This window comes from Terribacillus sp. DMT04, from assembly GCF_019056395.1.
GTDB lineage: Bacteria > Bacillota > Bacilli > Bacillales > Amphibacillaceae > Terribacillus > Terribacillus aidingensis_A.
This window is the reverse complement of the sequence record NZ_CP077639.1, coordinates 1,513,474-1,539,873: the sequence shown is the minus strand read 5'-3', so window position 1 is coordinate 1,539,873 and position 26,400 is coordinate 1,513,474. Positions and strand designations below refer to the sequence as shown.

Sequence of the window (26,400 nt, the reverse complement as noted above, 5' to 3'; positions counted from 1 at the left end):
GATGGGACAAGGAAGAACAAGCAGGAAAAAAAAGAAACTGGCTAAACCAGTTTCTTGGGGACTTGCTTATTCTTCAGTCGCAGACTGCTCTTCTTTTTCCTGTTTTGCTTCTACAAGCAGCTGTTTATGTGAAAGATTCACGCGTCCTTGACGGTCGATTTCTTTTACTTTTACTTTCAGTTTGTCGCCAATTTTGACAACATCCTCTACTTTACCAACGCGTTCTTCTGCCAGTTCAGAAATATGGACAAGTCCATCTTTTCCTTTAAACAATTCAACAAATGCGCCGAATTTCTCAATACGTTTTACAGTACCATCGTATACTTCTCCAACTTCAACTTCACGAACGATGTCGCTGATAATTTGCTTCGCTTCGTCATTCTTCGCAGAATTGGTAGAAGAAATAAATACGGTTCCGTCTTGTTCGATATCAATCTTGACGCCCGTTTCTTCAATGATTTTGTTGATTTGTTTACCACTTGGCCCAATTACGTCGCGGATCTTATCTGAATTGATTGTCATTGTCAGGATTTTCGGAGCATAAGCAGAAAGCTCTTGCTTCGGTTCGCTGATTGTCGAAACCATATGACTAAGGATTTCCAAACGGCCTTTACGGGCTTGCGTTAGTGCCTCTTCCAAAATCTCACGGCTCAATCCTTCAATCTTAATATCCATTTGCAAGGCTGTTACACCTTTTTCAGTACCTGCTACTTTGAAGTCCATATCTCCTAGCGCATCTTCCATGCCTTGGATGTCTGTAAGGATTGTGTAATCATCACCAGACTTCACTAAGCCCATTGCAATCCCTGCTACTGGTGCTTTAATTGGTACACCGGCAGCCATCATCGCCATTGTGCTGGCACAAATACTAGCTTGAGAAGTGGAACCGTTGGACTCCAGAATCTCAGAAACAAGACGAATGGTATAAGGGAAATCCTTCTCAGAAGGAATCACTTTTTCCAATGCTCTTTCTCCAAGTGCACCATGTCCGATTTCACGGCGTCCTGGCGCTCTGATTGGTCCTGTCTCACCAACACTGAAGTGCGGGAAGTTGTAATGGTGCATAAAGCGTTTCGTTTCTTCTGTATCCAAACCATCAAGAATCTGTACATCGCCTAATGCGCCAAGTGTACATACACTCAATGCTTGCGTTTGACCGCGTGTGAACAATGCAGATCCGTGTGTCCGAGGCAATACACCAATACGGGAAGAAAGCGGACGAATTTCGTCAACACCGCGACCATCCGGACGAATCTTGTCTTTCGTGATAGCTCGGCGAACTTCTTCCTTAACTAGTTTGCCAAGAATTCCTTTCACTTGCTTCACTGTATCTTCATCCGCTTCCTGTTCTTCATAGAAAGCGACAGTTTCTTTTTTCACTTCATCAATTGCTGCTTCACGTGCTTTCTTTTCATGCACTTCGATGGCAGCTTTCAACTTGTCGTAACAACGGTTTTTTACATCTTCCGTTAATTCCTTGTCCAAATCGAAAAGTTTAACATCCATCTTTTCTTTGCCGACAGCGGCAACGATTTCTTCTTGGAATGCAACAAGACGTTTGATTTCTTCATGACCGAACATGATTGCTTCCAGCATAATATCTTCCGGCACTTCTTCTGCACCAGCTTCAACCATGTTGATCGCATCTTTTGTGCCTGCAACTGTCAGGTCAATGTCACTCTGCTCTTGCTGTTCTTTTGTCGGGTTGATGATAAATTCACCATTTACGCGACCAACAACGACACCAGCAATTGGGCCGTGGAATGGAATATCAGAAATGCTCAATGCGATGGAAGAACCGACCATTGCAGCCATTTCAGAAGAGTAATCTTGATCCACACTCATTACCATGCTGATTACTTGCACGTCATTACGGAATCCATCTGGGAACAATGGACGAATCGGACGGTCGATTAGACGAGAAGCCAATACAGCTTTCTCACTCGGACGGCCCTCGCGCTTAATGAAACCGCCTGGAATCTTACCAACTGCATATAGTCTTTCTTCATAGTTCACTGTCAATGGGAAAAACGGTAAGTCTTTCGGTTCTTTAGAACCAACAACAGTGGAAAGTACAGACGTGTCTCCGTACTGGATTAGGCAAGCGCCGCTCGCTTGCTTGGCAAGTTCTCCGATTTCCACAGAAAAAGTCTGACCGGAAATCTCCGTGGAGAACACTTGTTTTTGGTCTGCCATGAATAAAGCCCCTCTCATTTATCTTACAACATATCCTGTCTGTATTATGCTCCAGTTCAGGCTGCATTTATAACACTATGTAGAATAGGTTTTCTCCTATAGAAAAAGCGGGAAAAATTCCCGCTTCTTTGTCCATCTTATCGGCGTAAGCCAAGTTTTTGAATTAGATCACGGTAACGTGTAACGTCTTTATCGCGAAGATAGTTTAACAAGTTACGACGGCGACCAACCATTTTCAATAGGCCACGACGAGAGTGGTGATCTTTTTTGTGTGTACGAAGGTGTTCGTTAAGTGTAGTGATTTCCTCCGTCAAAACAGCGATTTGCACTTCTGGTGAACCTGTGTCACTGTCATGTGTTTTGTATTCGCTGATTAGTTCATTCTTACGTTCTTTAGAGATTGCCATTTGTTTGTTCCTCCTAAAAAATCTAATAGTAACCCCATTCCCCGAGCAATCGCCGGAGTAGCGAATTGCCAAGCGAAGGTTTTCCATAGTCCAGATTACACTTTTTTGCCTCAGATTGCAAGTCCTTCAGTCAATTTCTAAGCAAAATATGCGTTAACTTGCTGTTTATCGCGGTTCAATTGACCAACCAGCTCATCGATACCGTTAAATTTCACTTCTTCTCGAATGAATGATTTCCAAGAAACAGTCAGCTGCTCCCCATAGATTTGTTCATCGAAGTTGAGAATATGAACTTCTAAATTAGGCAGGACGGCGTCTTCCTGGAAAGTCGGTTTATAGCCGAGATTGGCCATACCATAAAATGTTTGCCCTTTTACAAGTACTTCTACTGCATAAACGCCTGTTTTTGGCAGGAAATAAGCTGGCTCTATGCGAATATTCGCTGTTGGATATCCGATTGTACGACCACGCTGATCACCTGTAATGACTTCTCCAGTCAATGTGAGCGGATGGCCAAGTAATTCGACGGCTTTTTCAATTTCCCCAGATGCCACTAACTCCCTGATTTGTGTAGAGCTGATTTTTTCGTCGGCATCTTCTACTTTAGCAACCGCTTCATAGCTGAATGTATTATTTTGTGCTGCTTCTTGAAGAGATGCAGCATTTCCGGCTCCTTTTTGGCCGTAAGTAAAATCGAAACCAGATACTAGATGCTGCACGGTGAGACCATTGATAAACCGTTCTATAAAGCTGTCTGGACTTAAACTTGCAAGCTCTTTCGTGAATTCAATTAGATATAGATAATCTATCCCCATCTTCTCTAAAATCGCTTCTTTTTCATGAAGCGGAGTCAGATAATCTTCTCTTGTCTCTGCTTTACCGAGAATGACTGATGGATGCGGATGAAAGGTAATGACTGCGCTTTTTAGTTGATTTTCTTCCGCATAATCAATTGCTTGCTGGATTACCTGATGATGGCCGCGATGAATTCCATCGAAAAAACCAATCGCTGCACTGACAGCAGGCATATCGCTTAGTTTCATTGTTTCTGTATATTGTAATTTAATCGTTTGCATCTGTGCCACCTGCTTTCCCTGATACGAATACTCGTTTTGGCTTTAATAGCTGTGAATATGAAGGATGCGTCTCATAAATGCCAAGCAATTGTTCTCCTCTTTGAACACGGTAAAGATCCGCTTCTGCCGGCCGCGGAAGACGCTGACCGAACCGGACCTTTTGTTCGATATCGGCATCTGCTTCAATGAGCGGCAGATAGTCAACTGCTTTCGTGACAGGCTGCAGCAACTGTTCTATCGTTCCTGCTTCCATTGCTTCCTCTATTTTAGCAAACGTTACTGTATCTTGCGCAGAAAATGCTCCAGCTTGCGTACGCACCAAACTGCTCATATGCGCCGGGTATCCGAGAGCCTTGCCTATATCCACACAAAGCGTACGAATATAAGTACCTTTTGAGCAGCTTACTGTGAACCCGAACACGCTTCCATCCGCGCGAACGGAATCTTTGTGCAAGTCTATGCTGTGAATTGTAATCCGCCTAATAGGACGCTCCACGACTTGCCCCTGTCTGGCGTATTCATACAACTTGCGGCCTCCTACTTTGACGGCAGAATACATAGGCGGTATCTGTTCTGTTTCACCAAGGAAGCTTTGGAGTACTTTTTCAATAGCGGCTATAGGAATTGGCTCTGTGATTTGTTTTTCTTCGATTACCTCTCCGCTTTTGTCTTCCGTTTCGGTCGAGGTACCGAGTGTTACTTCTGCAACATATGTTTTGGAGGTATCCGTCAAATACGGAACAACCTTTGTTGCTTGTCCGATACAGAGCGGCAAGACACCTTCTACATCCGGATCAAGTGTGCCGGTATGCCCAATTTTCTTCGTTTGTAATAGCTTGCGTGCTTTAAACACACAGTCATGGGAGGTCATCCCTTTCGGTTTCCATAACGGCAGGATTCCATCCAATACCAGCACCCCTTTACTCTATGTAAAAAGAATCCCTTCTCCCATAAGGGCGAAGGGATTCTTTTCGTGTTCTTATCTTTCGGAATCATCAAGCTCTTTTAACAAATGCTCGATGCGATTTCCTTGTTCGACTGCTTCGTCAAATTCGAAGGCTAGCTCCGGTGTTTTGCGCAAACGGATTCGCTTGCCAATTTCAGAGCGGATAAAACCTTTTGCTTTTGCTAATCCGAGAAGCGTATTATTTTTCTGCTTTTCTTCACCAAGGACGGAGATGTAAACTTTTGCTTGCTGCAAGTCACCCGTAACTTCTACATCGGTGACTGTTACAAAACCGATCCGCGGATCTTTAATCTTTCTGGAAATAATGTCGCCGAGCTCTTTTTTCATTTGCTCTGCTACACGATTTGCGCGTAATTCACTCATATATTCACCTCATCGTCATTTGGAGGGATGCTAAAGCCACTGTTTATCAGCAGCTGTTCTCTCGATCTCCGGAAAAGAATCAATCAAGGCAAGCGCTTGGTCTATTACTTGCTCGGCACGGACACGGTCAGGAGAAGTTGTTACCAATTCAAAGCAAGTGCGCTGCCACAAATCATGATAATCAACTTCACTGACAGCGATATTGAAGGAACCGCCAATCCTAGTTGTAATCCGTTTAACGACCGAACGCTTATCCTTGAGGGAATGCGCGTTATAGATTATACATTCTACAACCGCAGCCAGAATCATTTTCTTTCGATTTCTTCCATCACATATGCTTCAAAGGTGTCGCCTTCTTTAAGATCGTGGAAGCTCTTCAGCGTAATACCACACTCATAGTTTGTAGCAACTTCACGTACATCATCCTTGAAACGTTTCAATGAATCGATTTCGTCCTCGACGATTACGACACTGTCACGAATCACGCGGATAGAAGCATCACGTGTAATCTTACCTTCTGTTACATAAGAACCTGCAATGGTACCGATACGTGAAACCTTAAATATTTCACGAACTTCTGCCTGTCCAATGACTTTTTCTTCAAATTCAGGATCAAGCATGCCTTTCATAGCAGACTCAATCTCTTCGATTACTTTATAAATGATACGATGCTGTCTGATATCAACATTTTCCGATTCAGCCGCTTTCTTCGCATTTGTATCCGGACGAACGTTGAAACCGATGATGATAGCATTAGAAGCAGATGCCAGAATAACATCGGATTCCGTAATCGCACCTACACCAGTGTGGATGATACGTACTTTAACGCCTTCCACTTCAATTTTCTCTAGTGATGCAGCCATCGCTTCTACAGAACCATGTACGTCTGCTTTCACGATTAGATTGATATCCTTCACTTCACCTTGTTTAATCTGGTTAAACAGATCATCAAGACTTACACGAGCACCAGTAGAACGGTTCTCTTCTACTTGTCTTTGCTGTTTTGCTTCCCCAACTTGACGAGCTTGTTTCTCGTCTTTGAACACCATAAACTGGTCACCGGCATTTGGTACCGAGTTCAAGCCAGTGATCTCAACAGGTGTAGAAGGAGCTGCTGTCTTCACTCGGCGTCCTAAATCGTTTACCATAGCACGGACACGGCCGTAAGAGTGACCAACTACGATGCTGTCCCCAACATGCATTGTACCGTTTTGTACAAGCAATGTTGCTACAGGTCCGCGGCCTTTATCAAGCTGTGCTTCAATAACTGTACCTTCAGCAGGACGATTTGGATTAGCTTTCAATTCTTCTACTTCCGTAACAAGCAAAATCATCTCAAGAAGATCGTCAATACCTTCACGTTTCTTCGCAGAAAGCTGAACGAAGATGGTATCCCCGCCCCAATCTTCCGGAATTAAGCCATGCTCAGTCAGTTCCTGCATAACGCGGTCCGGATTGGCACCTTCTAAGTCGATTTTATTTACAGCGATGATAATTGGTACTTCTGCTGCTTTGGCATGGTTGATTGCTTCTACTGTCTGCGGCATAACACCATCGTCAGCAGCAACAACAAGAATAGCAATATCCGTTACCTGCGCACCACGAGAACGCATGCTTGTGAACGCTGCGTGACCTGGAGTATCAAGGAACGTAATTTTCTTGCCATTTTCTTCAATCTGATAAGCACCAATATGCTGTGTAATACCGCCTGCTTCGCCTTCAGTAACTTTTGTATCTCTAATGGAATCAAGCAATGTTGTTTTACCATGGTCAACGTGCCCCATAATCGTAACAACCGCAGGACGCTCTTGAAGGTCATCTTCTTTGTCTTCAATTTTGTAGTTGTCAAGGTCTGTAACATCGACGTCTACTTCTTCTACTACTTCTACGTCATACTCTGCACAAATTAATTCAATTGCATCTTTATCAAGCTCTTGGTTCTTCGTAGCCATAACACCTTGCAAGAAGAGTTTCTTGATAATTTCTGTGGACTCCCGGTGAAGCTTCGCTGCCAATTCGCTGACAGCCAAAGACCCTTTGAAGGTAATTTTGTCTGGAGTCGGCATTGCTGGACGCTTCTGCTGCGGTTTCTGGCTGCGGTTGTTGTTGCGGCCGCCGCGTCGATTTTGTCCGCCTTTGCCAGGTCGGCTGTTGCCGCCTCGCTGTTGGCTGCGGTTTTGTCCGCCGCCACTTTTGCCTTTTGGCTTATTGTTTTGACCATTATTTGCTGAGTTGGATGTGTTTGCTGAGTTCCCCGTTTTAATCGCTACTTTCTCGCTACCCGCGCTTTTTGCTGTGAAGCTTTTGTCCAATTTATCTTTTGCTGCATCGTTAATCATCGACATATGATTGGACACTTCAACATTCATATCTTTTAACTTATTAATAATATCTTTACTTGAAACGTTCTTTTCTTTTGCGTATTCATAAACACGAATCTTTGACATACGTTCACCTCCGAGTGGATTCAGTGAGCAAAGATTTCAATTTGTCTGCAAAGCCTTTGTCTAAGACGGCAATTGCGACTCTGCCGGATTTACCAACCGCTTGTGATAATTGCTCCCGGTCCTCCTCCACCTGAAGAAAGGCAATGTTGTAAAAATCGGTCTTGTTGCGAAGTTTCTTTAAGGTTTGGGGACCGATATCACTGGCAGCTATTACTAGCTTTGCATTCTGTCGCTGTACATCACGGACAATGGCTTCTTCTCCAAAGGTGCACTGTCCGGCACGCACAGCCAGCCCTAACAAATTCAAATAATTTTTACTCATGATTGCTGACCTTTCGCGATTCGCTCAAGCTCTTCATAAATAGAATCATCGATCTGTGTATTTAGATGGCGCGCCAGCGTGTCTTGTTTCTTCGCTTTTTCAATGATCAATGCATCCTTGGATACATACGCACCGCGACCGTTCTTCTTGCCTGTGTCGTCCACGAATACTTCGCCTTCTTTGTTGCGGACGATACGGATCAATTCCTGTTTCGGCTTCATTTCATTAGAAACCACACATTTTCGAAGCGGAACCTTCTTTTGTTTCATATACAGCGCCCCTTATCAATATGTGTCTTCGTCAAAGTCATCGAAGTCATCTGCTTCGGTATCTTGTACTGTCAAAATCCCGAGGTCCCGAGCTTCTGTCTCGGATTTAATATCGATTTTCCATCCAGTCAGCTTTGCTGCCAGACGGGCGTTCTGACCGCGTTTACCGATTGCCAGGCTAAGCTGATAATCTGGTACGATGACCGTCGTCGCTTTTTCTTCTTCATCCACTAATACTTGGATAACTTTAGAAGGGCTTAATGCATTGGATACATACTCGACTGGATCTTCAGACCACTCGACAATATCAATTTTTTCGCCTTTTAGTTCATTTACAATTGCTTGTACACGCTGACCTCGCTGGCCAACGCAAGAACCGACTGGATCAACTTCCGGCTGAGATGCATAGACAGAAATCTTGGAACGGTCACCAGCTTCTCGAGCTACGGAGCGAATCTCCACAGTACCATCATAAATCTCCGGCACTTCCATTTCAAACAATCGCTTCAAAAGACCCGGGTGTGTCCGTGACACAAAGATACTTGGTCCCTTGTTCGTGTTCTCCACTTTTGTTACAAATACCTTTAAGCGGTCATGAATATCGTATTTTTCCGTCGTCATCTGTTCGCTCTCAGGCAATTTCGCTTCAATCTTGCCTAAATCTACATAGATGAATCGCGGATCATTTCGGGAAACAATTCCCGTCATAACATCTTCTTCACGATCTGCATATTCACTGAAGATGACGCCGCGTTCTGCTTCACGCACACGCTGTGTTACCACTTGTTTAGCTGCTTGCGCTGCAATTCGTCCGAAGTCTTTTGGTGTTACTTCGATCTCAACAACGTCACCGATATCGTATGTACCGGAAACGGCACGAGCTTCATCTAATGTCATCTGCAGCTGGCTGTCCTCGACTTCTTCGACAACATCCTTGCGCGCAAAGACTTTCATAGAACCAGTAGTTTCATTCAAATCAACACGTACATTTGTAGCAGATTTGAAATTCTTTTTATAAGCGGAGATCAAGGCTGCTTCCAGCGCTTCAATCAGGACGTCTTTATTAATCCCCTTCTCTTTCTCCAAATAATTAATGGCATCAAAAAGCTCGCTGCTCACTCGTATATCCCCCTTTAGTTAAACGTTACAGCCAGACGTGCCTTGGCGATTTTTTCGTAAGGAAGTGCCACTTCCTTCTTTCTCGCTTTGACCATGACTTCTAAAGTCAGAACGTCGTCTTCGAACGCTTTCAATGTACCTTCGTACTCTTTCTCGTTATCAATCGGCTCATATAGTTTTACATATACATTTTTGCCGATGTTTTTTGTAATTGCTTGTTTTGTTTTAAGCGGTCTTTCCGCTCCTGGAGAAGAAACCTCCAAAAAGTATGGGAAATCAACCGGATCATTTTCATCTAGAATGGCGCTTAATTTTTCTGAAACTACTGCGCATTCCTCGATATCGATGCCTTCTGTTTTGTCGACATACACTCGCAAAAACCAGTTCTTTCCTTCTTTCACGAATTCCACATCGACTAACTCAAGCTGCAGCTCTTCCACGATCGGTTGTAGATAATTTTCCGTAACTTCCGTTATATTGGCTGCCAAAATGCTTCCTCCTTTACTGCACGCTTTCAGACATTTATTACTTCGAATGGGTGGGGTGTGCCTCTCATCAATAGAAAACCCTTGCCCGAAAAGGAAGCAAGGGAACAATGTTTATCATGTGCATTTTGCTACAAAACAACGAAGAGGCGCTCCCCGTACAAATGATGCCGAATCCATGGGTATGAAAAAGAGTGGGTAATCCCACTCTTGATCTGGTTCGTATCAATACCGCTATTGGATAATATACCACAAGTTTCTTGTTTAGGCAAGAATCCTATTAGAATAGCGAAAGCTGGTTCTGGTCTGCCATGCCTTCCAGACAGCCATGCTGATCCATATACTCCAACACGGTTTTACTGATTCTGCTGCGTTCACGCAAGTCTTCCTTCGACAAGAACTCACCATCTTCCCGCACTTTTACAATATTAAGAGCGGCGTTTGTGCCCAGCCCATCAATTGCATTGAATGGAGGAATAAGACTGTTTCCATCAACAAGGAAATCAGTGGCACTGGATTTGTACAAGTCTACCTTTTGGAAATGGAAGCCGCGTTCGCACATCTCAAGTGACAATTCCAATACCGTAACAAGACTCTTCTCTTTTGGAGAAGCATCATTGCCTTTTTGATTAATTTCATTAATACGCTGACGAATAGCATCCGAACCTTTGACCATCGTGTCTAATTCAAAATCACTGGCGCGTACACTAAAGTATGCTGCATAGAAAAGTATCGGATGATGGACTTTAAAATAGGCAATCCGTACTGCCATAAGCACATACGCCGCGGCGTGTGCTTTCGGGAACATGTACTTGATCTTTAAACAGGAATCAATGTACCAATCTGGTACATTATTCTTTTTCATTTCTTCGATCCATTCATCTTGCAGCCCTTTTCCTTTACGAACAAACTCCATAATCTTAAATGCAAGCGAGGAATCCAGCCCTTTGTGCATCAAATATACCATGATGTCATCACGGCAGCCGATTACCTCTGGCAGCGTACAAATACCTTTATTAATTAGTTCCTGTGCGTTGCCTAACCATACGTCGGTACCATGTGACAAACCAGATATCTGAACAAGTTCTGCAAAGGTGGAAGGGTTTGTATCTTCTAGCATCTGCCGAACAAATCGGGTACCAAATTCCGGCACGCCAAGCGTTCCTGTTTTACACATTATTTGTTCTGCCGTTACACCTAAAGCCTCTGGTCCGGAAAAGATTTTCATTACCTCCGGATCATTTGTCGGTATTGTTTTCGGATCAATACCAGATAAATCCTGCAGCATACGAATCACGGTCGGATCATCGTGTCCGAGTATATCCAGCTTCAGCAGATTATCATGGATGGAGTGGAAGTCGAAGTGTGTCGTCCGCCATTCCGAGTTCCGATCATCCGCCGGATACTGAATCGGTGTGAAATCATATATATCTTGGTCATCAGGTACAACAATTATACCCCCAGGATGCTGACCTGACGTTCTTTTAACACCGGTACAGCCTTGCACAAGGCGATCAACTTCTGCATTTCGGATATGCAGCTGATTATCACTCGCATAACCTTTTACATAACCATAAGCCGTCTTTTCAGCTACCGTACCGATTGTACCGGCACGATACACTTTGTCCTCACCGAATAATACTTTTGTATAGTTATGTGCTTGCGGCTGATACGTACCTGAGAAGTTCAAATCAATATCGGGAACCTTATCACCTTTAAATCCAAGGAAGGTTTCAAACGGTATATCCTGGCCATCTCGATTGAGTGATTCCCCGCAAGAAGGACAAGCTTTTTCCGGCAAATCATAGCCGCTCGCTACAGATCCATCATCAAAGAACTCGTTAAATTTGCAGCTTGGGCACACATAATGCGGCGGCAGCGGGTTAACTTCGGTTATATCAGTAAGCGTTGCAACCAAAGATGAGCCGACAGAACCACGCGAGCCGACAAGATAGCCATCTTCAAGTGATTTTTTCACGAGCTTATGTGAAATTAAATAAATAACAGCAAAACCATGACCAATAATACTTTTCAATTCCTTCTCAATTCGTTTTTCAACGATGTCCGGAAGTGTATCTCCATAGATACTTTTTGCACGGTCATAACTCATCTGGCGCATTTCATCCTCTGCACCATCGATATTCGGTGTATACAGATCTTCTTTTACCGGTTTCACATCTTCCATCATTGCCGAAACTTTCTGTGTGTTCGTTACAACGATTTCTTTTGCTTTTTCAAATGGAAGGAAATGAAAGCTTTCCAGCATTTCTGGTGTAGTGCGGAAATGTACATCCGGTAAAGTCTGTCTGCTGAGCGGGTTACCATTTTGAGATTTAATTAAGATATTTCGGTACTGTTTTTCGTGTTCTTCTATATAATGCACATTTCCTGTTGCAATTACTGGCTTGTCTAACTCATCGCCCAATTCAACAAGATTGCGCATGATATCGTAAAGATGTGCTTCGTTCTGCACAAGCTCTTTCTCAATTAAATGATAATAATTGGACGGCGGCTGAACCTCAATCACATCATAGAAAGCTGCTGCTTCTGCTGCTTCTTCCTTAGATTTTTGCATCATCGCTTCAAACACTTCGCCTTTATCACAGCCGGAACTAATGATTAAACCTTCTCGATGCTGTACCAGCTTAGAGCGCGGAATACGCGGCACACGATAGAAATAATCGACATGCGACATGCTCACAAGTTTGTACATGTTTTTCAAGCCGACCTCATTTTGTACATAAATGGTGCAATGGTACGGACGGGAACGCTGATATGCATTTCCTTGACCCATATAATCGTTCAGCTGGTTGTGATTCATAATCTCTTGTTTGAACGCTTCCTTCAGCAAGCGCCACAGCAAATACCCTGTCGCTTCTGTATCATAAATCGCCCGGTGATGCTGTGTCAGTTCAATATCTAAGAACTTACATAACGTATTCAATCTGTGATTCTTCAGCTGCGGGAATAGAAATCGAGCTAATTCGAGCGTATCAATGACACCATTTTCTGCTTTTGGCAAGTCGATTCGTTTAAATCCTTGATTTAAGAACCCCATATCAAAGCTAGCATTATGGGCAACTAATATATCGTCACCCATCCACGTATGAAAATCTTGCAGAACTTCATCAATTTCAGGAGCATCAACGAGCATATCATCTGTTATACCAGTCAGGTCAATAATTGTCTGGCTTAGTTTTTGATGTGGATTCGCAAACCGCTCGAATCTGTCTACAATCTCTCCGTCGCGGAATTTCACACCTGCTAATTCGATAATTTTGTCATAAGAAGCTGACAAACCAGTGGTTTCCACGTCAAATACAATATACGTTGCTTGTTCTAAATTAGCGTCTTTTGTGTTATATGCAATAGGAACCCCATCATCGACAAGATTGGCCTCCATGCCGTAAATCACTTTAATATTATTCTTTTTGCCGGCAGCATACGCTTCCGGATAGCTTTGTACAACAGCATGATCAGTGATAGCAACACTATCGTGACCAAATCTGGCTGCTGTCTCGATCAGTCTGCTAGCAGAAGTAACAGCATCCATTTGACTCATTAATGTGTGCGTATGCAGTTCCACACGCTTCTCTCCTGCTGCTGCTTTGTCTTCACGCAAACGAACAGTGACTTCATTGATATCATTTGCCATCATTGTTAATTCATTGGTGAAGGTGTCTGTTTGAATACTTCCGCGTGCTTTGATCCACATGCCTTTTTTGAGCTGTTTGAATCGATCTGCGTCTTCATTATTGCCTTTAGAGAACATTTTGATTTGGAAGCTATCCGTGTAATCTGTCACTTTGGCAATAAGCAAGTGTCGTCCGGAACGCAATTCGCGAATATCTACATCAAATACATACCCTTGTACAGCCATGCGCCGTTCTTCATCTTGTATATCACGCATCGATGTTAGTTCATCATTTATCGCATATCCAATCATAACCGGGCCTTGCGGAACATCGTCTTGTTTCTTCGCACGTTCTTCTTGATCCTTCATCGCCTTTTGTACAAGCAAGCTGTCTTCCAGAGCTTTTTGTTCTCGGAATTTCGTTATTTCTTCCATGTTTTGCTCTTGTACAGTGACGGTCAGCATATATACACTAGCGCCAATTCGTTGACAGTACGTTTGAAAGGCAGGTTCAAGGCGTTTTTTCAGTGCACTTGCTTCTGCCTGATTTCTCGCAGTTAACATAATCTTATTACCGTTAACTACTGGCGCTTGTGTCTGGACTAAATCCTTATACGCTGGTGACATTTGCGGATAGGTAAGTACAAAATCCTGCCAATAGTCAGCAATATGAGCTGACTCTAGTGTATTAGAGACACATGTAATCGACCAATTGACCGCCGCGATATGCGCGAATGCATCAGTCAGTTTTGTCGTGAAAATCTTATATATAGTTGGTGGCAGCAGATTCGCCAGCTTAAAATGGAAATGCCATGTTTTTGACTTTGGATCAACTTCCAATTTTTCCAGCTGACTTTCTTTAAAATGAGCTGTGATGGTTTCTTCATCAAGCTGGATTTGATCTAGCAGCATGTCCATTTTTTGATTGCTGGTAAGACTCATATTGACCTTCTCCTCCCCCGCTACTAAAATGCGGTCTTACGAAAGCCCCTGTCAATAATTGACAAGGGCTTGTACTTTTTATAGATAAGCAGCTAATTGATCTAGCAAATTATTTTCATGTGAAACTGCTTCTTGTTCTGTATCACGGAACTTCACTTCCACTTCGCCACTTGCAGCTAGTTTACCTACTGTAACGCGAACTGGAATACCAATCAAATCACTATCAGCGAATTTGACACCGGCGCGTTCCTTACGATCATCGTACAACACATCGACGCCAGCTTCAAGTAATCTTTCATAAAGACGGTCTGCCAGCTCACGCTGTTCGTCTTTTTTCGGATTCAAGCTGATCAGGTGTACTTGGAATGGACTGATTGCTTTCGGCCATACAACGGCTCCATCCTTGCTGTGCTGTTCAACAGCTGCTGCAAGTGTACGGGAAACACCGATTCCGTAGCAACCCATAATAAGGTTCTGTGCTTTTCCTTGTTCATCAAGGAATTTCGCCTGCATTTTATCTGCATAAAATTCGCCAAGTTTGAACACTTGTCCAATTTCAATTCCTTCTGCAAACTGGATAGTGCCTTGACCGTCTGGTGAAGCGTCTCCAGCTTGGATGAAACGCAGATCCGCATATTGCTTCACTTGGAAGTCACGCTCTGGATTTACGTTTTTAAAATGGTAGCCATCTTCATTGGCTCCGCATGAAACGTTCGCAACATACTTCACACTGTTGTCCGCAATAACATCTATTGCTTCTGGTACATGAATTGGTCCAAGCGATCCAAAACCTGCGCCAAGTATTTCTTTTACTTCTGCTTCATCCGCAAGCTCAACCATTTGCGCCTGATACAGGTTTTTCACCTTAATATCATTAATATCATGGTCGCCGCGAGCGATAACCATGACAAGCTGTTCATCCACTTTGAAGACAACGGCTTTTAAGCCTTCTTCTAATGTATGCCCAAGAAAATCGGCAGCTTGCTGCATTGTTTTTACATTTGGTGTTTCTACCTTTTCTAAAGGCAGCGCTTCTGTTTCCGGTTTATGCCCTTGATCAAGCACTTCAGCCATTTCAATATTGGCAGCATAATCAGACGTATCACTAAAGGCGATTGTGTCTTCCCCAACAGATGCAAGCGCCATGAATTCATGTGTATCTTTTCCGCCCATAGCACCAGAATCCGCAACAACTGCCCGGAAATTCAACCCTACACGATTGAAGATGCGATGATAAGCATTAGACATTGTTTGATAAGCTTCATCCAGGCTTTCGTAATCAGCATGGAAAGAATAAGCATCCTTCATGATAAATTCACGGCCGCGAAGCAATCCAAAACGCGGACGCTGTTCGTCACGGAACTTTGTTTGGATTTGGTAAACTGTAAGCGGAAGTTTTTTGTAACTGTTCAGCTCATCACGCACTAAGCTAGTTGTGACTTCCTCATGTGTCGGTCCGAGCGCAAACTGCCTGTTATTTCGGTCATGCATGCGCATTAGTTCCGGTCCGTACACCTTCCAGCGTCCTGTTTCCTGCCAAAGTTCTGCTGGCTGCAATGCCGGCATCAGCATCTCACTTGCTCCTGATCGATTCATTTCTTCCCGAATGATGGCTTCCACTTTACGCAGCACTTTCGTACCTAGCGGCAGGTAGCTGTATATTCCGGAGGCTGTCTGACGGATATAGCCGCCTTTAACGAGAAGCTGATGGCTGATAGCTTCCGCATCAGCCGGAACTTCTCTTAATGTTGGTATAAATGTTTTACTTTGTCGCATTCTTCCACCTCTGCATCATAAAAATAACCGCTGTATATCATTCCAAGTGACCACAATCATTAAAAGCATCAGCAGTGCAAATCCAATAAAATGCACTACCGCTTCTTTCTGCGGTTCAACTGGTTTACCGCGCAACGCTTCTACACCGATGAATAGGAGTCGTCCTCCATCAAGCGCAGGCAGCGGTACGAGATTGACAATTCCTAAGTTGACGCTTAACAGAGCCGTCCATTGAATCAAGTTGATTAAACCTGTCTTCACTACTTGGTCAGTTGCATCATAGATTCCAACCGGACCGGATAAAGCATTAATATTAAGCTGTCCAGTCACGAGCTGACCAAGATTCGTTAAAATTAGCGTACCAAATTCATACGTTTGCTGGAAACTGTAAGGAATTGCTCCCAAGAAGGATTTTTCCATAGCAAGTGTTACACCAATTTGACCAATCTTTTGATCCCCGCTTTCTACGAGTGCAGGGGTGATTGGAACTTGCTGCTCTTGACCGTCCCGTACGATCGTAGCTTGCAATTCTTCTTCCGGGCTGTCTTGAACAATTGCTGTGAATTCCTCCCATGTCTGTACAGATGTCCCATTAATTGCTGTAATGTCATCACCGGATTGCAGACCTGCTTCTTCTGCTGGAGAATCCTGTTGTACGGTTCCTACAGCAGCATTATCAGCCGGAATGCCTTGTATAAGTGCCAGCACGAAGAACAAGAAAATTGCTAGCAGGAAATTCATTAAAGGCCCGGCAAATAATTGCATGGCCCGCTGTCTTTTGTTCTTTGAAGCAAATTGACGATTATAAGGGGCAATCTGCGTTTCTGTTTCGTCCATAACATACATGGCTTTTTCGTTAACAGGGAATGACAGACGTTCTTCCTCCCCTATTTCGTAGCCATAAATCATCAAATTATGATCTAAATCTGCGCGTTCCACTTCAATGACGCGGGCGTTTGGATGCTTCGATTTATTGTTGACGATAATCTTTGTTACTTCTTGTTTGTCATTAAATTCCAGGCCAATATGATGTCCTGGCTTTAATTCCACAATTTCAGGATCTTCACCTGCAACGCGGACATATCCCCCAACGGGAAGAAGTCTAATTGTATAAAGTGTCTCATTTTTCGTCCAAGAAAAAATTTTCGGTCCGAAGCCGATAGCGAATTCACGTGCTAGCATGCCAGCACGCTTTGCAAATATCAAATGTCCAAGTTCATGCACGAAAACGAGCAGCCCGAACACGAGAATAAACGCAATAATAGTTGTCATAATGAGCACCTGCCTTTATTGGATATAGGACCTCACTTGACTGCGCGTGAGTCGATCAGTCTCCATGATCGTTTCTAAGGACGGGAAAGATTCATAGTCGTGTGCATCAAGTGCACGTGCAACATAATCCTCAATTGTGAGGAAGTCGATTTTCCCAGCAAGAAATTGTGCGACCGCTTCCTCATTCGCAGCATTAAGTACAGTTGTAGCAGTACCGCCTGCCTTGCCTGCTTCATACGCCATGCGCAAACAAGGGAACCGATCCATACTCATTTCTTCAAAGTGGAGCTTGCCTATTTCCACTAAGTTTAACCTTTTTGAGATAGCTAAATCAAGTCTTTCTGGGTAGGTGAGCGCATACTGGATCGGAACACGCATATCTGGTGTTCCAAGCTGTGCAAGGACACTGTAATCCTTGTATTCCACCATAGAATGGATAATACTTTCTCGGTGCTGAACAACTTCAATATCATCATAATCAATTCCAAAGAGCCAATGTGCTTCGATTACTTCCAGACCTTTGTTCATCATTGTCGCCGAATCGATTGTGATCTTTTGACCCATGCTCCAATTCGGGTGGCGCAAAGCATCCTCCAGCGTTACATGTTTCAGCTCGTCTCTTGTATAATCACGGAAGCTGCCGCCAGATGCGGTTATGATAAGTTTGTTTACATCTTCAAGCTTCTCACCATTTAGGCATTGGAAAATAGCAGCGTGCTCACTGTCCACTGGAAGCAGATTCACACCATGCTTGTTCGCTTCTGCCATGACAAGATGTCCCGCAGACACCAGTGTTTCCTTATTAGCAAAGGCAACTTGCTTTTTCGCACGAATGGCTTCCAATGTTGCTTCCAGTCCAATACTTCCGAGCACTGCATTAACAACAACATCGACCTCGCTAGCCGAACTAATGGCAACCATACCAGCAGAACCAACCAAAATATCGATATGAGGCATTACCTGATGAAGCTTTTCTTTTACTGTTTCATCCTGTACGACAACAACTGATGGCTTAAATTCTTTAATAAACGGTACAGCTTTTTCGATGTTGCGTCCGAAAGCCATACTGTGGAGCCGAAAAGCTTCAGGATGATTTCGGATAACATCTAAGGTTTGCAGACCAATTGAACCGGTTGCACCTAATAAAGCGATTGTTTTCATCGGACGTGCCCCCCTCTATACTTTATTAAATGAATTGAATTAAATGCAGAATTGGGAAAACAAAAATCATACTGTCGAAGCGATCTAAAATGCCGCCATGACCTGGTAAAATCTTTCCGGAATCTTTTACAAGATAATGTCTCTTAAATGCGGATTCGACCATATCACCAAGCTGACCGAATACAGCAATTAAAACACAAACTCCAATTACGACCCAGATAGAGGCATTTACTGGCGAAATAACTTGGAATATAATGCCGGCTACACAACCAAGTAAAAGACCGCCAATGCCGCCTTCAATTGTCTTATTCGGACTTATTGTCGGCCACAATTTATGTTTTCCAAATGCCTTCCCGAAGAAATAAGCACCAGAGTCTGTTGCCCATATCACGACAAGCACAAAAATAAACTTAGCTAAACCAGTAACAACATGGCCTTCAATAATGACATCCTCAGCATTTCTCGTAATAAGGAAGTAAAGGAAGCCAAATCCAATGTATACAACGGTAATGAGCAGAAACCCTGCATCTTCAAATGTGAAGCGATTCTTGGCAAGCACCGTATAACTTAAAAGCAGAATTACAGAGAACAACAGAATGTCTGTCTTATTGATATGTACATCAAACATAGCATTAATCATGCCGAGTTCCGGTGACAATAAAACCCAAAGCATCAGGATACTGACAACCGATGGTATTTTGTATTTTGCGATCTTGCGCATACGCAAAAGCTCGATGAAGGCAATGGTCGCAATCAAATAAACGAATGCTTCAAACCATTCTCCTCCGAGCAGCACGAATATCATAAAAAATATGCCTGCAACAAGCGCTGTAATTAAACGTTGCTTCATTATTAACTATTCACCTCAAATACCGCCATAGCGCCTTTTTCTGTTCTGGAAATCACTCACAGCCTGCTCAAACAGCAGCTCATCAAAATCAGGCCATAATACTTCCGTGAACCAAAGCTCTGCATAAGCACTCTGCCATAACAGGAAGTTGCTTAAGCGATGCTCACCGCTTGTACGGATAATTAAATCAGGATCTGCCATTTTTTCTGTATATAAATAACGAGATATACAAGACTCATCTACTTCGTCTAGCTGCAGCTTTTGCTCTTGAACATCCTGCATCATACTTTGCACAGCGTTCACCAGTTCATAACGTCCGCCATAATTTAACGCAAAGTTAAGAATCAGCCCATCGTTATGCTTTGTCTGTTCCATCGCTTCACGTACAGCTTCTCTTGTAAAAGAAGGCAGCCCTTCTAAATCCCCTATTGTTTGCACTTTCACATTTTCTTCAACCAATTCTGGCAAATACGTTGTCAGAAACTCTTTTGGCAGCTTCATTAGGAATTCGACTTCTGCTTGCGGTCTTTTCCAATTTTCTTTAGAAAAGGCATACAAAGTCAGTACCTTTACATTAATACGATTGGCAGCTTTTACAATTCGACGCACAGTCGTCATGCCTTCTTTGTGACCGGCTATACGCGGAAGTCCACGTTTCTTGGCCCAGCGGCCGTTACCATCCATAATAATAGCTATATGATTTGGAATATTCTCCAACTGTAATGTTGTCGGCTGCAATTCTATTCTTCTTTTCCTATTAAAAAAAGGAAGTTTAATCATTTTGAATCCTCCATTGGGCTTATTTCTCTGCTGACTGCATGAGTCAAACTGGGTGCCCTGTACAGTACTTGCTCTTTAGCTCTCGCAAAAAGAGCAAAAACCCCCTTTAGCAAGAGGGTCTTGTACTGCTTATTTTACATGGTTAAGGGTCAAACTTCCATTATTTCTTTTTCTTTATCTTTAGCAAGGTTTTCCAAATCGCCGATATGCTTGTCTGTTTCCTTTTGCACATCATCTTGGAAGCCTTTCAAATCATCTTCTGTGATTTCTTTATTTTTTTCAGCTTTTTTCAGCTGGTCATTACCGTCACGGCGTGCGTTTCGGATTTGAACCTTTGCCTCTTCCAAATACTTGGATACAACTTTAACTAAATCCTTACGTCGCTCTTCTGTTAAAGCAGGGATGCTTAGACGAATAATGTTACCATCGCTGGAAGGAGATAAGCCTAAGTCAGCTTTCTGGATAGCTTTTTCGATGTCTGAAATAGCTGTTTTATCATATGGTGTAATAACAAGCATACGCGCCTCTGGTGCTGTAACACTTGCAAGCTGATTCAGCGGTGTAGACGCACCATAATAATCAACATAAACACTGTCAAGCAAAGATGGGTTAGCGCGCCCTGCACGTACAGTTGCCAACTGTCTGGAGAAAGCCTGTACTGTTTGTGTCATTTTATTTTTTGCATCATTTACAATTGCCGTTGACATTATTTATTCCCCCTAATAATTGTGCCGATATCCTCACCGGCAACTGCTTTTTTAATATTGCCTTGTTCACTGATTGAGAAAACGAGCAGCGGAATGTCATTGTCCATGCATAGAGATGAGGCGGTCGCATCCATAACACCAAGTCCTTCATTGAGGATATCCATGTATGTTAAGGAATCATATTTTACTGCATCTGCGACTAATTTCGGATCTGCATTGTAGACACCATCAACATTGTTTTTTGCCATTAAAATAACTTCTGCTTCTACTTCTGCTGCACGCAGTGCTGCTGTCGTATCAGTTGAGAAGTATGGGTTTCCAGTTCCAGCCGCGAAAATAACAACACGCTTTTTCTCAAGATGGCGAATCGCTTTCCGGCGGATATATGGTTCTGCAACCTGGCGCATTTCAATGGAAGTCTGTACTCTTGTCGGGATACCTAGATTCTCCAAGCTATCCTGTAAAGCTAGTGAGTTCATCACAGTTGCCAGCATACCCATATAATCGGCATTCGCACGATCCATTCCCATTTCACTTCCGACTTTGCCACGCCAAATATTACCGCCGCCGACAACAACAGCAACTTCTACGTCCATTTCAGCAACTTCTTTTACTTGTTCCGCAATATTGCGAATCACAGATGGCTCGATTCCGTATCCAACTGTTCCGCTTAATGCTTCCCCACTTAATTTCAATACAATTCTTTTATAGCGCGCTTTCGTCATTGTTGCCTCCAAAGGTATGTATTTTGTAAAAAAGGGAACACAACGTGTCCCCTTTTTTTGTCGTGCTTATTTTTTAACTTGGCTCATTACTTCATCAACGAAGTTATCTTCGCGTTTTTCCATACCTTCGCCGACTTCATAACGAACAAAGCTCACGACTGAAGCACCTTTGTCGGATACATATTTTTTCACTTTGTGATCCGGGTCTTTAATGAAGCTTTGTTCAAGCAAGCAGATTTCTTCGAAGAACTTGCCTAGGCGTCCTTCTACCATTTTTTCAACGATGTTTTCTGGTTTGCCTTCGTTTAAAGCTTGTGTTTTCAATACTTCACGCTCGCGGTCGATTTCTTCTGCAGCAACTGCGTCACGAGAAACATAACGTGGGTTAACAGCAGCAACGTGCATTGCAACATCTTTTGCAAGGTCAGCATCCGTTGTACCGTCAAGCAATGTCAATACACCAATACGGCCTCCGCCATGCAGGTAAGCACCGAATGCTTGGTTTTCTGTTTTGCTTACAAGAGCGAAACGGCGAAGAGAGATTTTCTCTCCGATTTTAGCGATTGCAGCGTTGATATATTCACCAACAGTTTGCTCATCGTTCATTTTCTGCTCAAGTGCTTCTTCCACGTCTGCTGGTTTGTTAGCAAGAATATGCTGTGCCAAATCATTTAGAAGTGTTTTAAACTGATCATTCTTTGTAACGAAGTCAGTTTCACAGTTTACTTCGATTAGTACTGCTTGGTCGCCTTCTGTAGCGATGAACGCAAGACCTTCTGCAGCAACACGGTCAGCTTTTTTCGCTGCTTTCGCAATACCGTTCTCGCGAAGATAGTCGATTGCTTTCTCCATGTCACCATCAGTTTGTGTTAGCGCTTTTTTACAGTCCATCATTCCTGCGCCTGTTTTTTCGCGCAATTCTTTTACCATTTGTGCTGTGATTGCCATCGTAAATGCCTCCTTAGGGTTTGGACAATTTATTTCTTGAAAAAAGGGTGATAAAAGGTCCCCCCTTATCACCCTTCATCCATTACTCGCTTACAGCTTCTGCAGCTTCTTCAGCTGGAGCTTCTTGTTCTTCCAACTCTTCACCTTGCTTGGATTCCAAGATAGCATCAGCCATTTTAGAAGTAAGCAATTTGACAGCGCGGATAGCGTCATCATTCGCAGGGATCACGTAATCGATTTCGTCTGGATCACAGTTCGTATCAACGATACCGATGATCGGGATGTTCAATTTGTGAGCTTCTGCAATTGCAATTCTTTCTTTACGCGGGTCGATAACGAATAGAGCGTCTGGAATTCTTTCCATGTCTTTGATACCGCCAAGGAATTTAACAAGACGATCTTTTTCTTTAAGAAGACCTACTACTTCTTTCTTAGGAAGTACTTCGAAAGTACCGTCTTCTTCCATGCGCTCGATAGATTTCAAGCGATTGATACGTTTGCGGATTGTTTGGAAGTTTGTAAGCGTACCGCCCAACCAACGTTGGTTAACGAAGTACTGACCAGAACGGATGGCTTCTTCTTTAACAGATTCCTGTGCTTGTTTCTTCGTACCTACGAATAGGATAGTACCGCCATCTGCAGCAAGTTCCTTTACGTAATTGTACGCTTCGTCAACCTTCTTAACTGTTTTCTGAAGGTCGATGATGTAGATACCGTTACGCTCCGTGAAGATGTATTTCTTCATTTTCGGGTTCCAACGGCGAGTCTGGTGACCGAAATGAACACCAGCTTCAAGCAATTGTTTCATTGAAATGACTGACATAGTGTTTCCTCCTAATGGTTTTTTCTCCTCCGACTGCTTCATCTTTTATCGGGAACTGAATGAATATCAGCACCTCCCGTAAAAATCGGCAGACGTGTGTATTAACACCAAAAATAAATATAGCACAGCTATTGCCTTCAATCAAGCTTCTTAGACATGTTTTTATACTTTCTCAGCTTTTTTTATCTGTTTTGCTATTTTTCCTCATTAATAGGATTAATTCTACTTCCGTTTTCCCCATTCCAAGCTTTTTGGCAATCTCTGCAGGAGCGTAATGCTGCTCATGAAGCTGCAGAACACGGCCAAGATTAGACATCGATACTAGGTCTTCTTCCTCTTCAGGCTGGGGAGGCGCATAATCTGCAGAATAAGGAGCTTCTTCTGTTTCTTTTTCAAGATAAGCTGCAGGAACAGCAGTAGTTTCCTGTTTCCTATTATTTACTGGCGAAACTTTCGCATTTGCTTGTTCAGCTTGAAGCAGTCGTTCATTTTCTTCTTTTAGTTCATCTAGGATGGAGTTGAGGATTGACTCATAAGCCTGCTTTTCTTCTTTATGTCTGCTTTCTTGCCGCTGCACGTTCGATTGAAGTATTCGTATCGCAATAAAAGTAAGAAGATGCAGCATAAGACTTGCGGCTACTAGCAGTGTAAGCATGGAGAACCTTCTTTCTATATAAAATGGAAATAGCTTTCAGCTGATAGCTGAAAGCTTTGCCAAAGATTCCCTTAATTTAAAGATCGCACGTTTGTGAATCTGAGAAATCCGGGAAGTGGTTAATTCCAGTATGTGACCAATCTCCGTAAACGTCAATTCTTCTTTATAGAAAAGACTGATGACGAGCTGTTCGTGCTGATTGAGCAATTTTATACAATCTGTGAGCTGAAGCAGCAGTTCTTTTTGCATAATAGCATCCTCTGGCTGAGGTGTCTTTAAATCAGGTAGAACATAACCGGAATCCTGTTTTTCCTGTTTAGGCTGAGCAGGCTTGTCATCCATAGAAAGCACATTGGAAAACAGTGAATCACGTACCGCTTCTTCCACTTCTTCTTTACTCAAACCAGTCTTCTTAGCAATTTCGGAGCTAGTCGGCTGACGTTCGAGTGATTGTTCCAAGCTGGCAGCAGCTGCTTCAATTTTTTTCACTTTGTCTCGTACAGTACGAGGAAGCCAGTCTTCTTTGCGTAAGCCATCCATAATGGCGCCTCTTACACGAAAAGAAGCATAAGTTTCAAATTTGAAATCCCGGCTTGGTTCGAATTTTTGCAAGGCATCATACAATCCTGTGTAACCAAAGCTTCTGACATCATCTCTGCTCACACTGGAGGGAAGATGAGCAGCGATGCGCTGGGTGTGATAATCTACTACATGCATATACATCCGCATCAATTCATTGGCAGCTTCGTTATCTTTCTTTATGAGCCAGCTGTCCCAATATTGCTGTTCTGTTTCTGATCCATTATTGACCATGAAACTCCCTCCTTCGTTTGCTGTTTCGTCATAGGCATAAAGCTGCTCCATTATATGATCGCTTCCTCTTTATTTACTGTTTTGACCTTCAAAGCACACGTATCTGTATCAAACTCAATCGTACGTCCATTACTCCCGCCGACATCCTTGCTTTCAATTGGAATCCGATATTCTAAAAGCTTCCGTTCCACTGCTTCAATGTTTCGGGGACCAATCCGCATTTTTTCATCACTTGACATGAAAGAAAACATCTGGGCTCCCCCAGCCATCTTCGCCTTAAAGCGCACTTTGCTCGCACCTAATCGCAGAAGATTCGCAATTAAATCATCCATCGCGGTATCTGCGTATTTATTACGGTTCATCTGAGTCTGCATGGCCAGACTCGAGTCAGGCAGCATCACATGCGCCATACCTGCTAACTTGGTTTGTCTGTCGTAGACAACAACACCGACACAAGAACCAAGACCCGCTGTGCGCAAATGCTGTGGAGAAGCAGCAATTTTTGCATCAGCGATGCCGACATGCAACACCTCTGTATCAGTCATGCTCGTCGACACCTAAAGATCGAAATAATTGACCGAACGCATCTGGATCCAATAGCAGAAGAAATTTTCCTTCAATCATTTGTTGTTCCTGATTTGGATTAAGTAAGGATATGACTGTATCAATGACAACCGTATAGTCACTCTCCTGGGCAATCTCAATTAGTCCATTTGCTAAAATGGCACCGCCCATATCCACACTTATTTGCGGAACGGATGGCTGCATGTTTACATCAGCGAAATCACTGATAGCAGACAAATAACTTCCGGCCAAAATATTACCCATCTCATGCAAAGCAGACAAGTTGATATCATCATAGGACGTGTTCGACCAAGCGAAAGACTCACTGCCCGTAATATAATGAACAAACATTTCTGCATCTCCTGGTTCTAGCAGAAAAAACATGTTCCCAGGCGCATCACCCTGAATTCTGAGATAAATGGCTGCTACTGGCTGCTCCGCGCCGCCTGTCGAATCAATCAATTCATTAAAGTGACATATTCGCACCGCAGGAACCTGCATATCGATATCTCGGCGAAGCAAAGTTGATAGAGCTGTTGAGGCGTTACCTGCTCCTATATTTCCTGCTTCTTTCAATGCATCCAGTTGATCCTCTGTTATATGCCTTAAATCATACATTAGTTTTCAATAGACTTGATTTGCTCAATTTCATGGAATTTAAGTACTTTTCGCAAATCAAGCAAAATGATTAGTCTATCTTCCAGTTTCACAACACCGTCAATATAATCGATGTCAATGGCACCAATCACTTGCGGTGCTTCTTCAATTTTGTCGACAGGTATATCTACGACATCATTCGCAGCATCAACAATTAAACCGATGGATGTTTCCGCAAGATCCACAATAATAATTCTTGTATTTTCATCAGCAGGTGTTTCCTCTAATCCAAGGCGGCTGCGCAAGTCGACAATCGGTGTCACAATACCACGCATATTAATAACGCCTTTAATGAAGTTTTCCGTATTTGGAACTCTCGTGATATGTTCCATCTTCTCAATGGAACCTACTTGTGTTACTGGTACCGCATATTCTTCATTCTTTAATTGAAAAACAATTACTTTCACATCTTGTACGATTTCTTCTGCCATAATAAACCCTC

26 protein-coding genes are annotated in these 26,400 nt (G+C 43.1%); all 26 read right to left on the bottom strand.

Features of this window, described 5'->3' with window-relative positions; genetic code table 11:
* Window positions 1-66: 66 nt before the first annotated feature.
* Window positions 67-2,196: a polyribonucleotide nucleotidyltransferase gene (pnp, locus tag KS242_RS08225; protein WP_217323871.1), complete on the bottom strand. Its 2,130-nt coding sequence runs from the start codon at window positions 2,194-2,196 to the stop codon at window positions 67-69.
* Between the two features lie 137 nt (window positions 2,197-2,333).
* Window positions 2,334-2,603 (bottom strand): 30S ribosomal protein S15, encoded by a 270-nt coding sequence (gene rpsO, locus KS242_RS08220; protein WP_077309491.1) that lies wholly within the window; start codon window positions 2,601-2,603, stop codon window positions 2,334-2,336.
* A gap of 137 nt (window positions 2,604-2,740) precedes the next feature.
* Window positions 2,741-3,679, bottom strand: a complete 939-nt coding sequence (locus KS242_RS08215; RefSeq protein WP_217323870.1) for a bifunctional riboflavin kinase/FAD synthetase — start codon at window positions 3,677-3,679, stop codon at window positions 2,741-2,743.
* A complete protein-coding gene (truB, locus tag KS242_RS08210) occupies window positions 3,666-4,586 on the bottom strand; it encodes a tRNA pseudouridine(55) synthase TruB (protein ID WP_217323869.1) in 921 nt (306 codons plus the stop codon). Before truB ends, KS242_RS08215 begins: the two co-directional genes overlap by 14 nt.
* A 72-nt stretch (window positions 4,587-4,658) precedes the next feature.
* On the bottom strand, window positions 4,659-5,009 hold the full coding sequence (gene rbfA, locus KS242_RS08205; RefSeq protein ID WP_077309496.1) for a 30S ribosome-binding factor RbfA: 351 nt from the start codon (window positions 5,007-5,009) through the stop codon (window positions 4,659-4,661).
* A 30-nt stretch (window positions 5,010-5,039) separates the two neighbouring features.
* Entirely contained in the window at window positions 5,040-5,318 is a 279-nt protein-coding gene (locus tag KS242_RS08200; RefSeq protein WP_217323868.1) for a DUF503 domain-containing protein, read from the bottom strand.
* Window positions 5,315-7,456, bottom strand: coding sequence for a translation initiation factor IF-2 (infB, locus tag KS242_RS08195; RefSeq protein ID WP_217323867.1), 2,142 nt, complete (start codon window positions 7,454-7,456; stop codon window positions 5,315-5,317). Before infB ends, KS242_RS08200 begins: the two co-directional genes overlap by 4 nt.
* A 4-nt stretch (window positions 7,457-7,460) precedes the next feature.
* Window positions 7,461-7,778 carry a L7Ae/L30e/S12e/Gadd45 family ribosomal protein gene (locus tag KS242_RS08190; RefSeq protein ID WP_097040499.1) on the bottom strand — a complete coding sequence of 106 codons (318 nt, stop codon included), beginning with the start codon at window positions 7,776-7,778 and terminating at the stop codon, window positions 7,461-7,463.
* The gene (gene rnpM, locus KS242_RS08185) at window positions 7,775-8,047 is read right to left on the bottom strand and encodes an RNase P modulator RnpM (RefSeq protein ID WP_097040498.1); all 273 of its coding nucleotides are present in this window, start codon (window positions 8,045-8,047) and stop codon (window positions 7,775-7,777) included. Before rnpM ends, KS242_RS08190 begins: the two co-directional genes overlap by 4 nt.
* Before the next feature lie 15 nt (window positions 8,048-8,062).
* Window positions 8,063-9,166 carry a transcription termination factor NusA gene (gene nusA, locus KS242_RS08180; protein WP_217323866.1) on the bottom strand — a complete coding sequence of 368 codons (1,104 nt, stop codon included), beginning with the start codon at window positions 9,164-9,166 and terminating at the stop codon, window positions 8,063-8,065.
* Window positions 9,167-9,180: 14 nt separating this feature from the next.
* Complete coding sequence (gene rimP / locus KS242_RS08175; RefSeq protein ID WP_217323865.1) at window positions 9,181-9,654, bottom strand: ribosome maturation factor RimP; 474 nt, start codon at window positions 9,652-9,654, stop codon at window positions 9,181-9,183.
* 277 nt (window positions 9,655-9,931) lie between these two features.
* On the bottom strand, window positions 9,932-14,227 hold the full coding sequence (locus KS242_RS08170; protein ID WP_217323864.1) for a PolC-type DNA polymerase III: 4,296 nt from the start codon (window positions 14,225-14,227) through the stop codon (window positions 9,932-9,934).
* A gap of 78 nt (window positions 14,228-14,305) precedes the next feature.
* The gene (locus KS242_RS08165) at window positions 14,306-16,003 is read right to left on the bottom strand and encodes a proline--tRNA ligase (RefSeq protein ID WP_217323863.1); all 1,698 of its coding nucleotides are present in this window, start codon (window positions 16,001-16,003) and stop codon (window positions 14,306-14,308) included.
* A gap of 15 nt (window positions 16,004-16,018) precedes the next feature.
* A complete protein-coding gene (rseP, locus tag KS242_RS08160) occupies window positions 16,019-17,275 on the bottom strand; it encodes an RIP metalloprotease RseP (protein ID WP_217323862.1) in 1,257 nt (418 codons plus the stop codon).
* A gap of 15 nt (window positions 17,276-17,290) precedes the next feature.
* A complete protein-coding gene (gene dxr / locus KS242_RS08155; protein WP_217323861.1) occupies window positions 17,291-18,436 on the bottom strand; it encodes a 1-deoxy-D-xylulose-5-phosphate reductoisomerase in 1,146 nt (381 codons plus the stop codon).
* 25 nt (window positions 18,437-18,461) lie between these two features.
* Window positions 18,462-19,286: a phosphatidate cytidylyltransferase gene (locus tag KS242_RS08150; RefSeq protein ID WP_217323860.1), complete on the bottom strand. Its 825-nt coding sequence runs from the start codon at window positions 19,284-19,286 to the stop codon at window positions 18,462-18,464.
* Between the two features lie 15 nt (window positions 19,287-19,301).
* A complete protein-coding gene (locus KS242_RS08145) occupies window positions 19,302-20,066 on the bottom strand; it encodes an undecaprenyl pyrophosphate synthase (protein ID WP_217323859.1) in 765 nt (254 codons plus the stop codon).
* A gap of 149 nt (window positions 20,067-20,215) precedes the next feature.
* Window positions 20,216-20,773, bottom strand: a complete 558-nt coding sequence (gene frr, locus KS242_RS08140) for a ribosome recycling factor (RefSeq protein ID WP_217323858.1) — start codon at window positions 20,771-20,773, stop codon at window positions 20,216-20,218.
* Window positions 20,773-21,498, bottom strand: coding sequence for a UMP kinase (gene pyrH / locus KS242_RS08135; protein ID WP_077309524.1), 726 nt, complete (start codon window positions 21,496-21,498; stop codon window positions 20,773-20,775). The genes frr and pyrH overlap by 1 nt, the downstream gene beginning before the upstream one ends.
* A 66-nt stretch (window positions 21,499-21,564) precedes the next feature.
* Window positions 21,565-22,446 carry a translation elongation factor Ts gene (gene tsf / locus KS242_RS08130; RefSeq protein WP_217323857.1) on the bottom strand — a complete coding sequence of 294 codons (882 nt, stop codon included), beginning with the start codon at window positions 22,444-22,446 and terminating at the stop codon, window positions 21,565-21,567.
* Window positions 22,447-22,528: 82 nt separating this feature from the next.
* On the bottom strand, window positions 22,529-23,269 hold the full coding sequence (rpsB, locus tag KS242_RS08125) for a 30S ribosomal protein S2 (RefSeq protein ID WP_217323856.1): 741 nt from the start codon (window positions 23,267-23,269) through the stop codon (window positions 22,529-22,531).
* Between the two features lie 172 nt (window positions 23,270-23,441).
* A complete protein-coding gene (locus tag KS242_RS08120) occupies window positions 23,442-23,924 on the bottom strand; it encodes a DUF6115 domain-containing protein (RefSeq protein ID WP_217323855.1) in 483 nt (160 codons plus the stop codon).
* 36 nt (window positions 23,925-23,960) lie between these two features.
* Window positions 23,961-24,788: a FliA/WhiG family RNA polymerase sigma factor gene (locus KS242_RS08115; RefSeq protein ID WP_371747613.1), complete on the bottom strand. Its 828-nt coding sequence runs from the start codon at window positions 24,786-24,788 to the stop codon at window positions 23,961-23,963.
* Entirely contained in the window at window positions 24,788-25,282 is a 495-nt protein-coding gene (locus KS242_RS08110; RefSeq protein WP_217323854.1) for a chemotaxis protein CheD, read from the bottom strand. The genes KS242_RS08115 and KS242_RS08110 overlap by 1 nt, the downstream gene beginning before the upstream one ends.
* Window positions 25,275-25,919 carry a chemotaxis protein CheC gene (locus KS242_RS08105; RefSeq protein WP_217323853.1) on the bottom strand — a complete coding sequence of 215 codons (645 nt, stop codon included), beginning with the start codon at window positions 25,917-25,919 and terminating at the stop codon, window positions 25,275-25,277. Before KS242_RS08105 ends, KS242_RS08110 begins: the two co-directional genes overlap by 8 nt.
* Complete coding sequence (locus KS242_RS08100; RefSeq protein WP_217323852.1) at window positions 25,919-26,389, bottom strand: chemotaxis protein CheW; 471 nt, start codon at window positions 26,387-26,389, stop codon at window positions 25,919-25,921. The genes KS242_RS08105 and KS242_RS08100 overlap by 1 nt, the downstream gene beginning before the upstream one ends.
* Between the last annotated feature and the right edge of the window lie 11 nt (window positions 26,390-26,400).

What these genes read in the sequence shown, in the direction of transcription:
- KS242_RS08145 (WP_217323859.1), bottom strand. Translation starts at nt 20,066, where the DNA reads ATGATTAAACTTCCTTTTTTTAATAGGAAAAGAAGAATAGAATTGCAG.
- rbfA (WP_077309496.1), bottom strand. Translation starts at nt 5,009, where the DNA reads ATGAGTGAATTACGCGCAAATCGTGTAGCAGAGCAAATGAAAAAAGAG.
- frr (WP_217323858.1), bottom strand. Translation starts at nt 20,773, where the DNA reads ATGTCAACGGCAATTGTAAATGATGCAAAAAATAAAATGACACAAACA.
- KS242_RS08105 (WP_217323853.1), bottom strand. Translation starts at nt 25,919, where the DNA reads ATGTATGATTTAAGGCATATAACAGAGGATCAACTGGATGCATTGAAA.
- KS242_RS08200 (WP_217323868.1), bottom strand. Translation starts at nt 5,318, where the DNA reads ATGATTCTGGCTGCGGTTGTAGAATGTATAATCTATAACGCGCATTCC.
- KS242_RS08165 (WP_217323863.1), bottom strand. Translation starts at nt 16,003, where the DNA reads ATGCGACAAAGTAAAACATTTATACCAACATTAAGAGAAGTTCCGGCT.
- rpsO (WP_077309491.1), bottom strand. Translation starts at nt 2,603, where the DNA reads ATGGCAATCTCTAAAGAACGTAAGAATGAACTAATCAGCGAATACAAA.
- infB (WP_217323867.1), bottom strand. Translation starts at nt 7,456, where the DNA reads ATGTCAAAGATTCGTGTTTATGAATACGCAAAAGAAAAGAACGTTTCA.
- KS242_RS08170 (WP_217323864.1), bottom strand. Translation starts at nt 14,227, where the DNA reads ATGAGTCTTACCAGCAATCAAAAAATGGACATGCTGCTAGATCAAATC.
- KS242_RS08115 (WP_371747613.1), bottom strand. Translation starts at nt 24,788, where the DNA reads ATGGAGCAGCTTTATGCCTATGACGAAACAGCAAACGAAGGAGGGAGT.
- dxr (WP_217323861.1), bottom strand. Translation starts at nt 18,436, where the DNA reads ATGAAAACAATCGCTTTATTAGGTGCAACCGGTTCAATTGGTCTGCAA.
- KS242_RS08100 (WP_217323852.1), bottom strand. Translation starts at nt 26,389, where the DNA reads ATGGCAGAAGAAATCGTACAAGATGTGAAAGTAATTGTTTTTCAATTA.
- KS242_RS08110 (WP_217323854.1), bottom strand. Translation starts at nt 25,282, where the DNA reads ATGACTGATACAGAGGTGTTGCATGTCGGCATCGCTGATGCAAAAATT.
- KS242_RS08190 (WP_097040499.1), bottom strand. Translation starts at nt 7,778, where the DNA reads ATGAGTAAAAATTATTTGAATTTGTTAGGGCTGGCTGTGCGTGCCGGA.
- KS242_RS08215 (WP_217323870.1), bottom strand. Translation starts at nt 3,679, where the DNA reads ATGCAAACGATTAAATTACAATATACAGAAACAATGAAACTAAGCGAT.
- pyrH (WP_077309524.1), bottom strand. Translation starts at nt 21,498, where the DNA reads ATGACGAAAGCGCGCTATAAAAGAATTGTATTGAAATTAAGTGGGGAA.
- tsf (WP_217323857.1), bottom strand. Translation starts at nt 22,446, where the DNA reads ATGGCAATCACAGCACAAATGGTAAAAGAATTGCGCGAAAAAACAGGC.
- rnpM (WP_097040498.1), bottom strand. Translation starts at nt 8,047, where the DNA reads ATGAAACAAAAGAAGGTTCCGCTTCGAAAATGTGTGGTTTCTAATGAA.
- KS242_RS08120 (WP_217323855.1), bottom strand. Translation starts at nt 23,924, where the DNA reads ATGCTTACACTGCTAGTAGCCGCAAGTCTTATGCTGCATCTTCTTACT.
- rseP (WP_217323862.1), bottom strand. Translation starts at nt 17,275, where the DNA reads ATGACAACTATTATTGCGTTTATTCTCGTGTTCGGGCTGCTCGTTTTC.
- KS242_RS08150 (WP_217323860.1), bottom strand. Translation starts at nt 19,286, where the DNA reads ATGAAGCAACGTTTAATTACAGCGCTTGTTGCAGGCATATTTTTTATG.
- pnp (WP_217323871.1), bottom strand. Translation starts at nt 2,196, where the DNA reads ATGGCAGACCAAAAACAAGTGTTCTCCACGGAGATTTCCGGTCAGACT.
- rpsB (WP_217323856.1), bottom strand. Translation starts at nt 23,269, where the DNA reads ATGTCAGTCATTTCAATGAAACAATTGCTTGAAGCTGGTGTTCATTTC.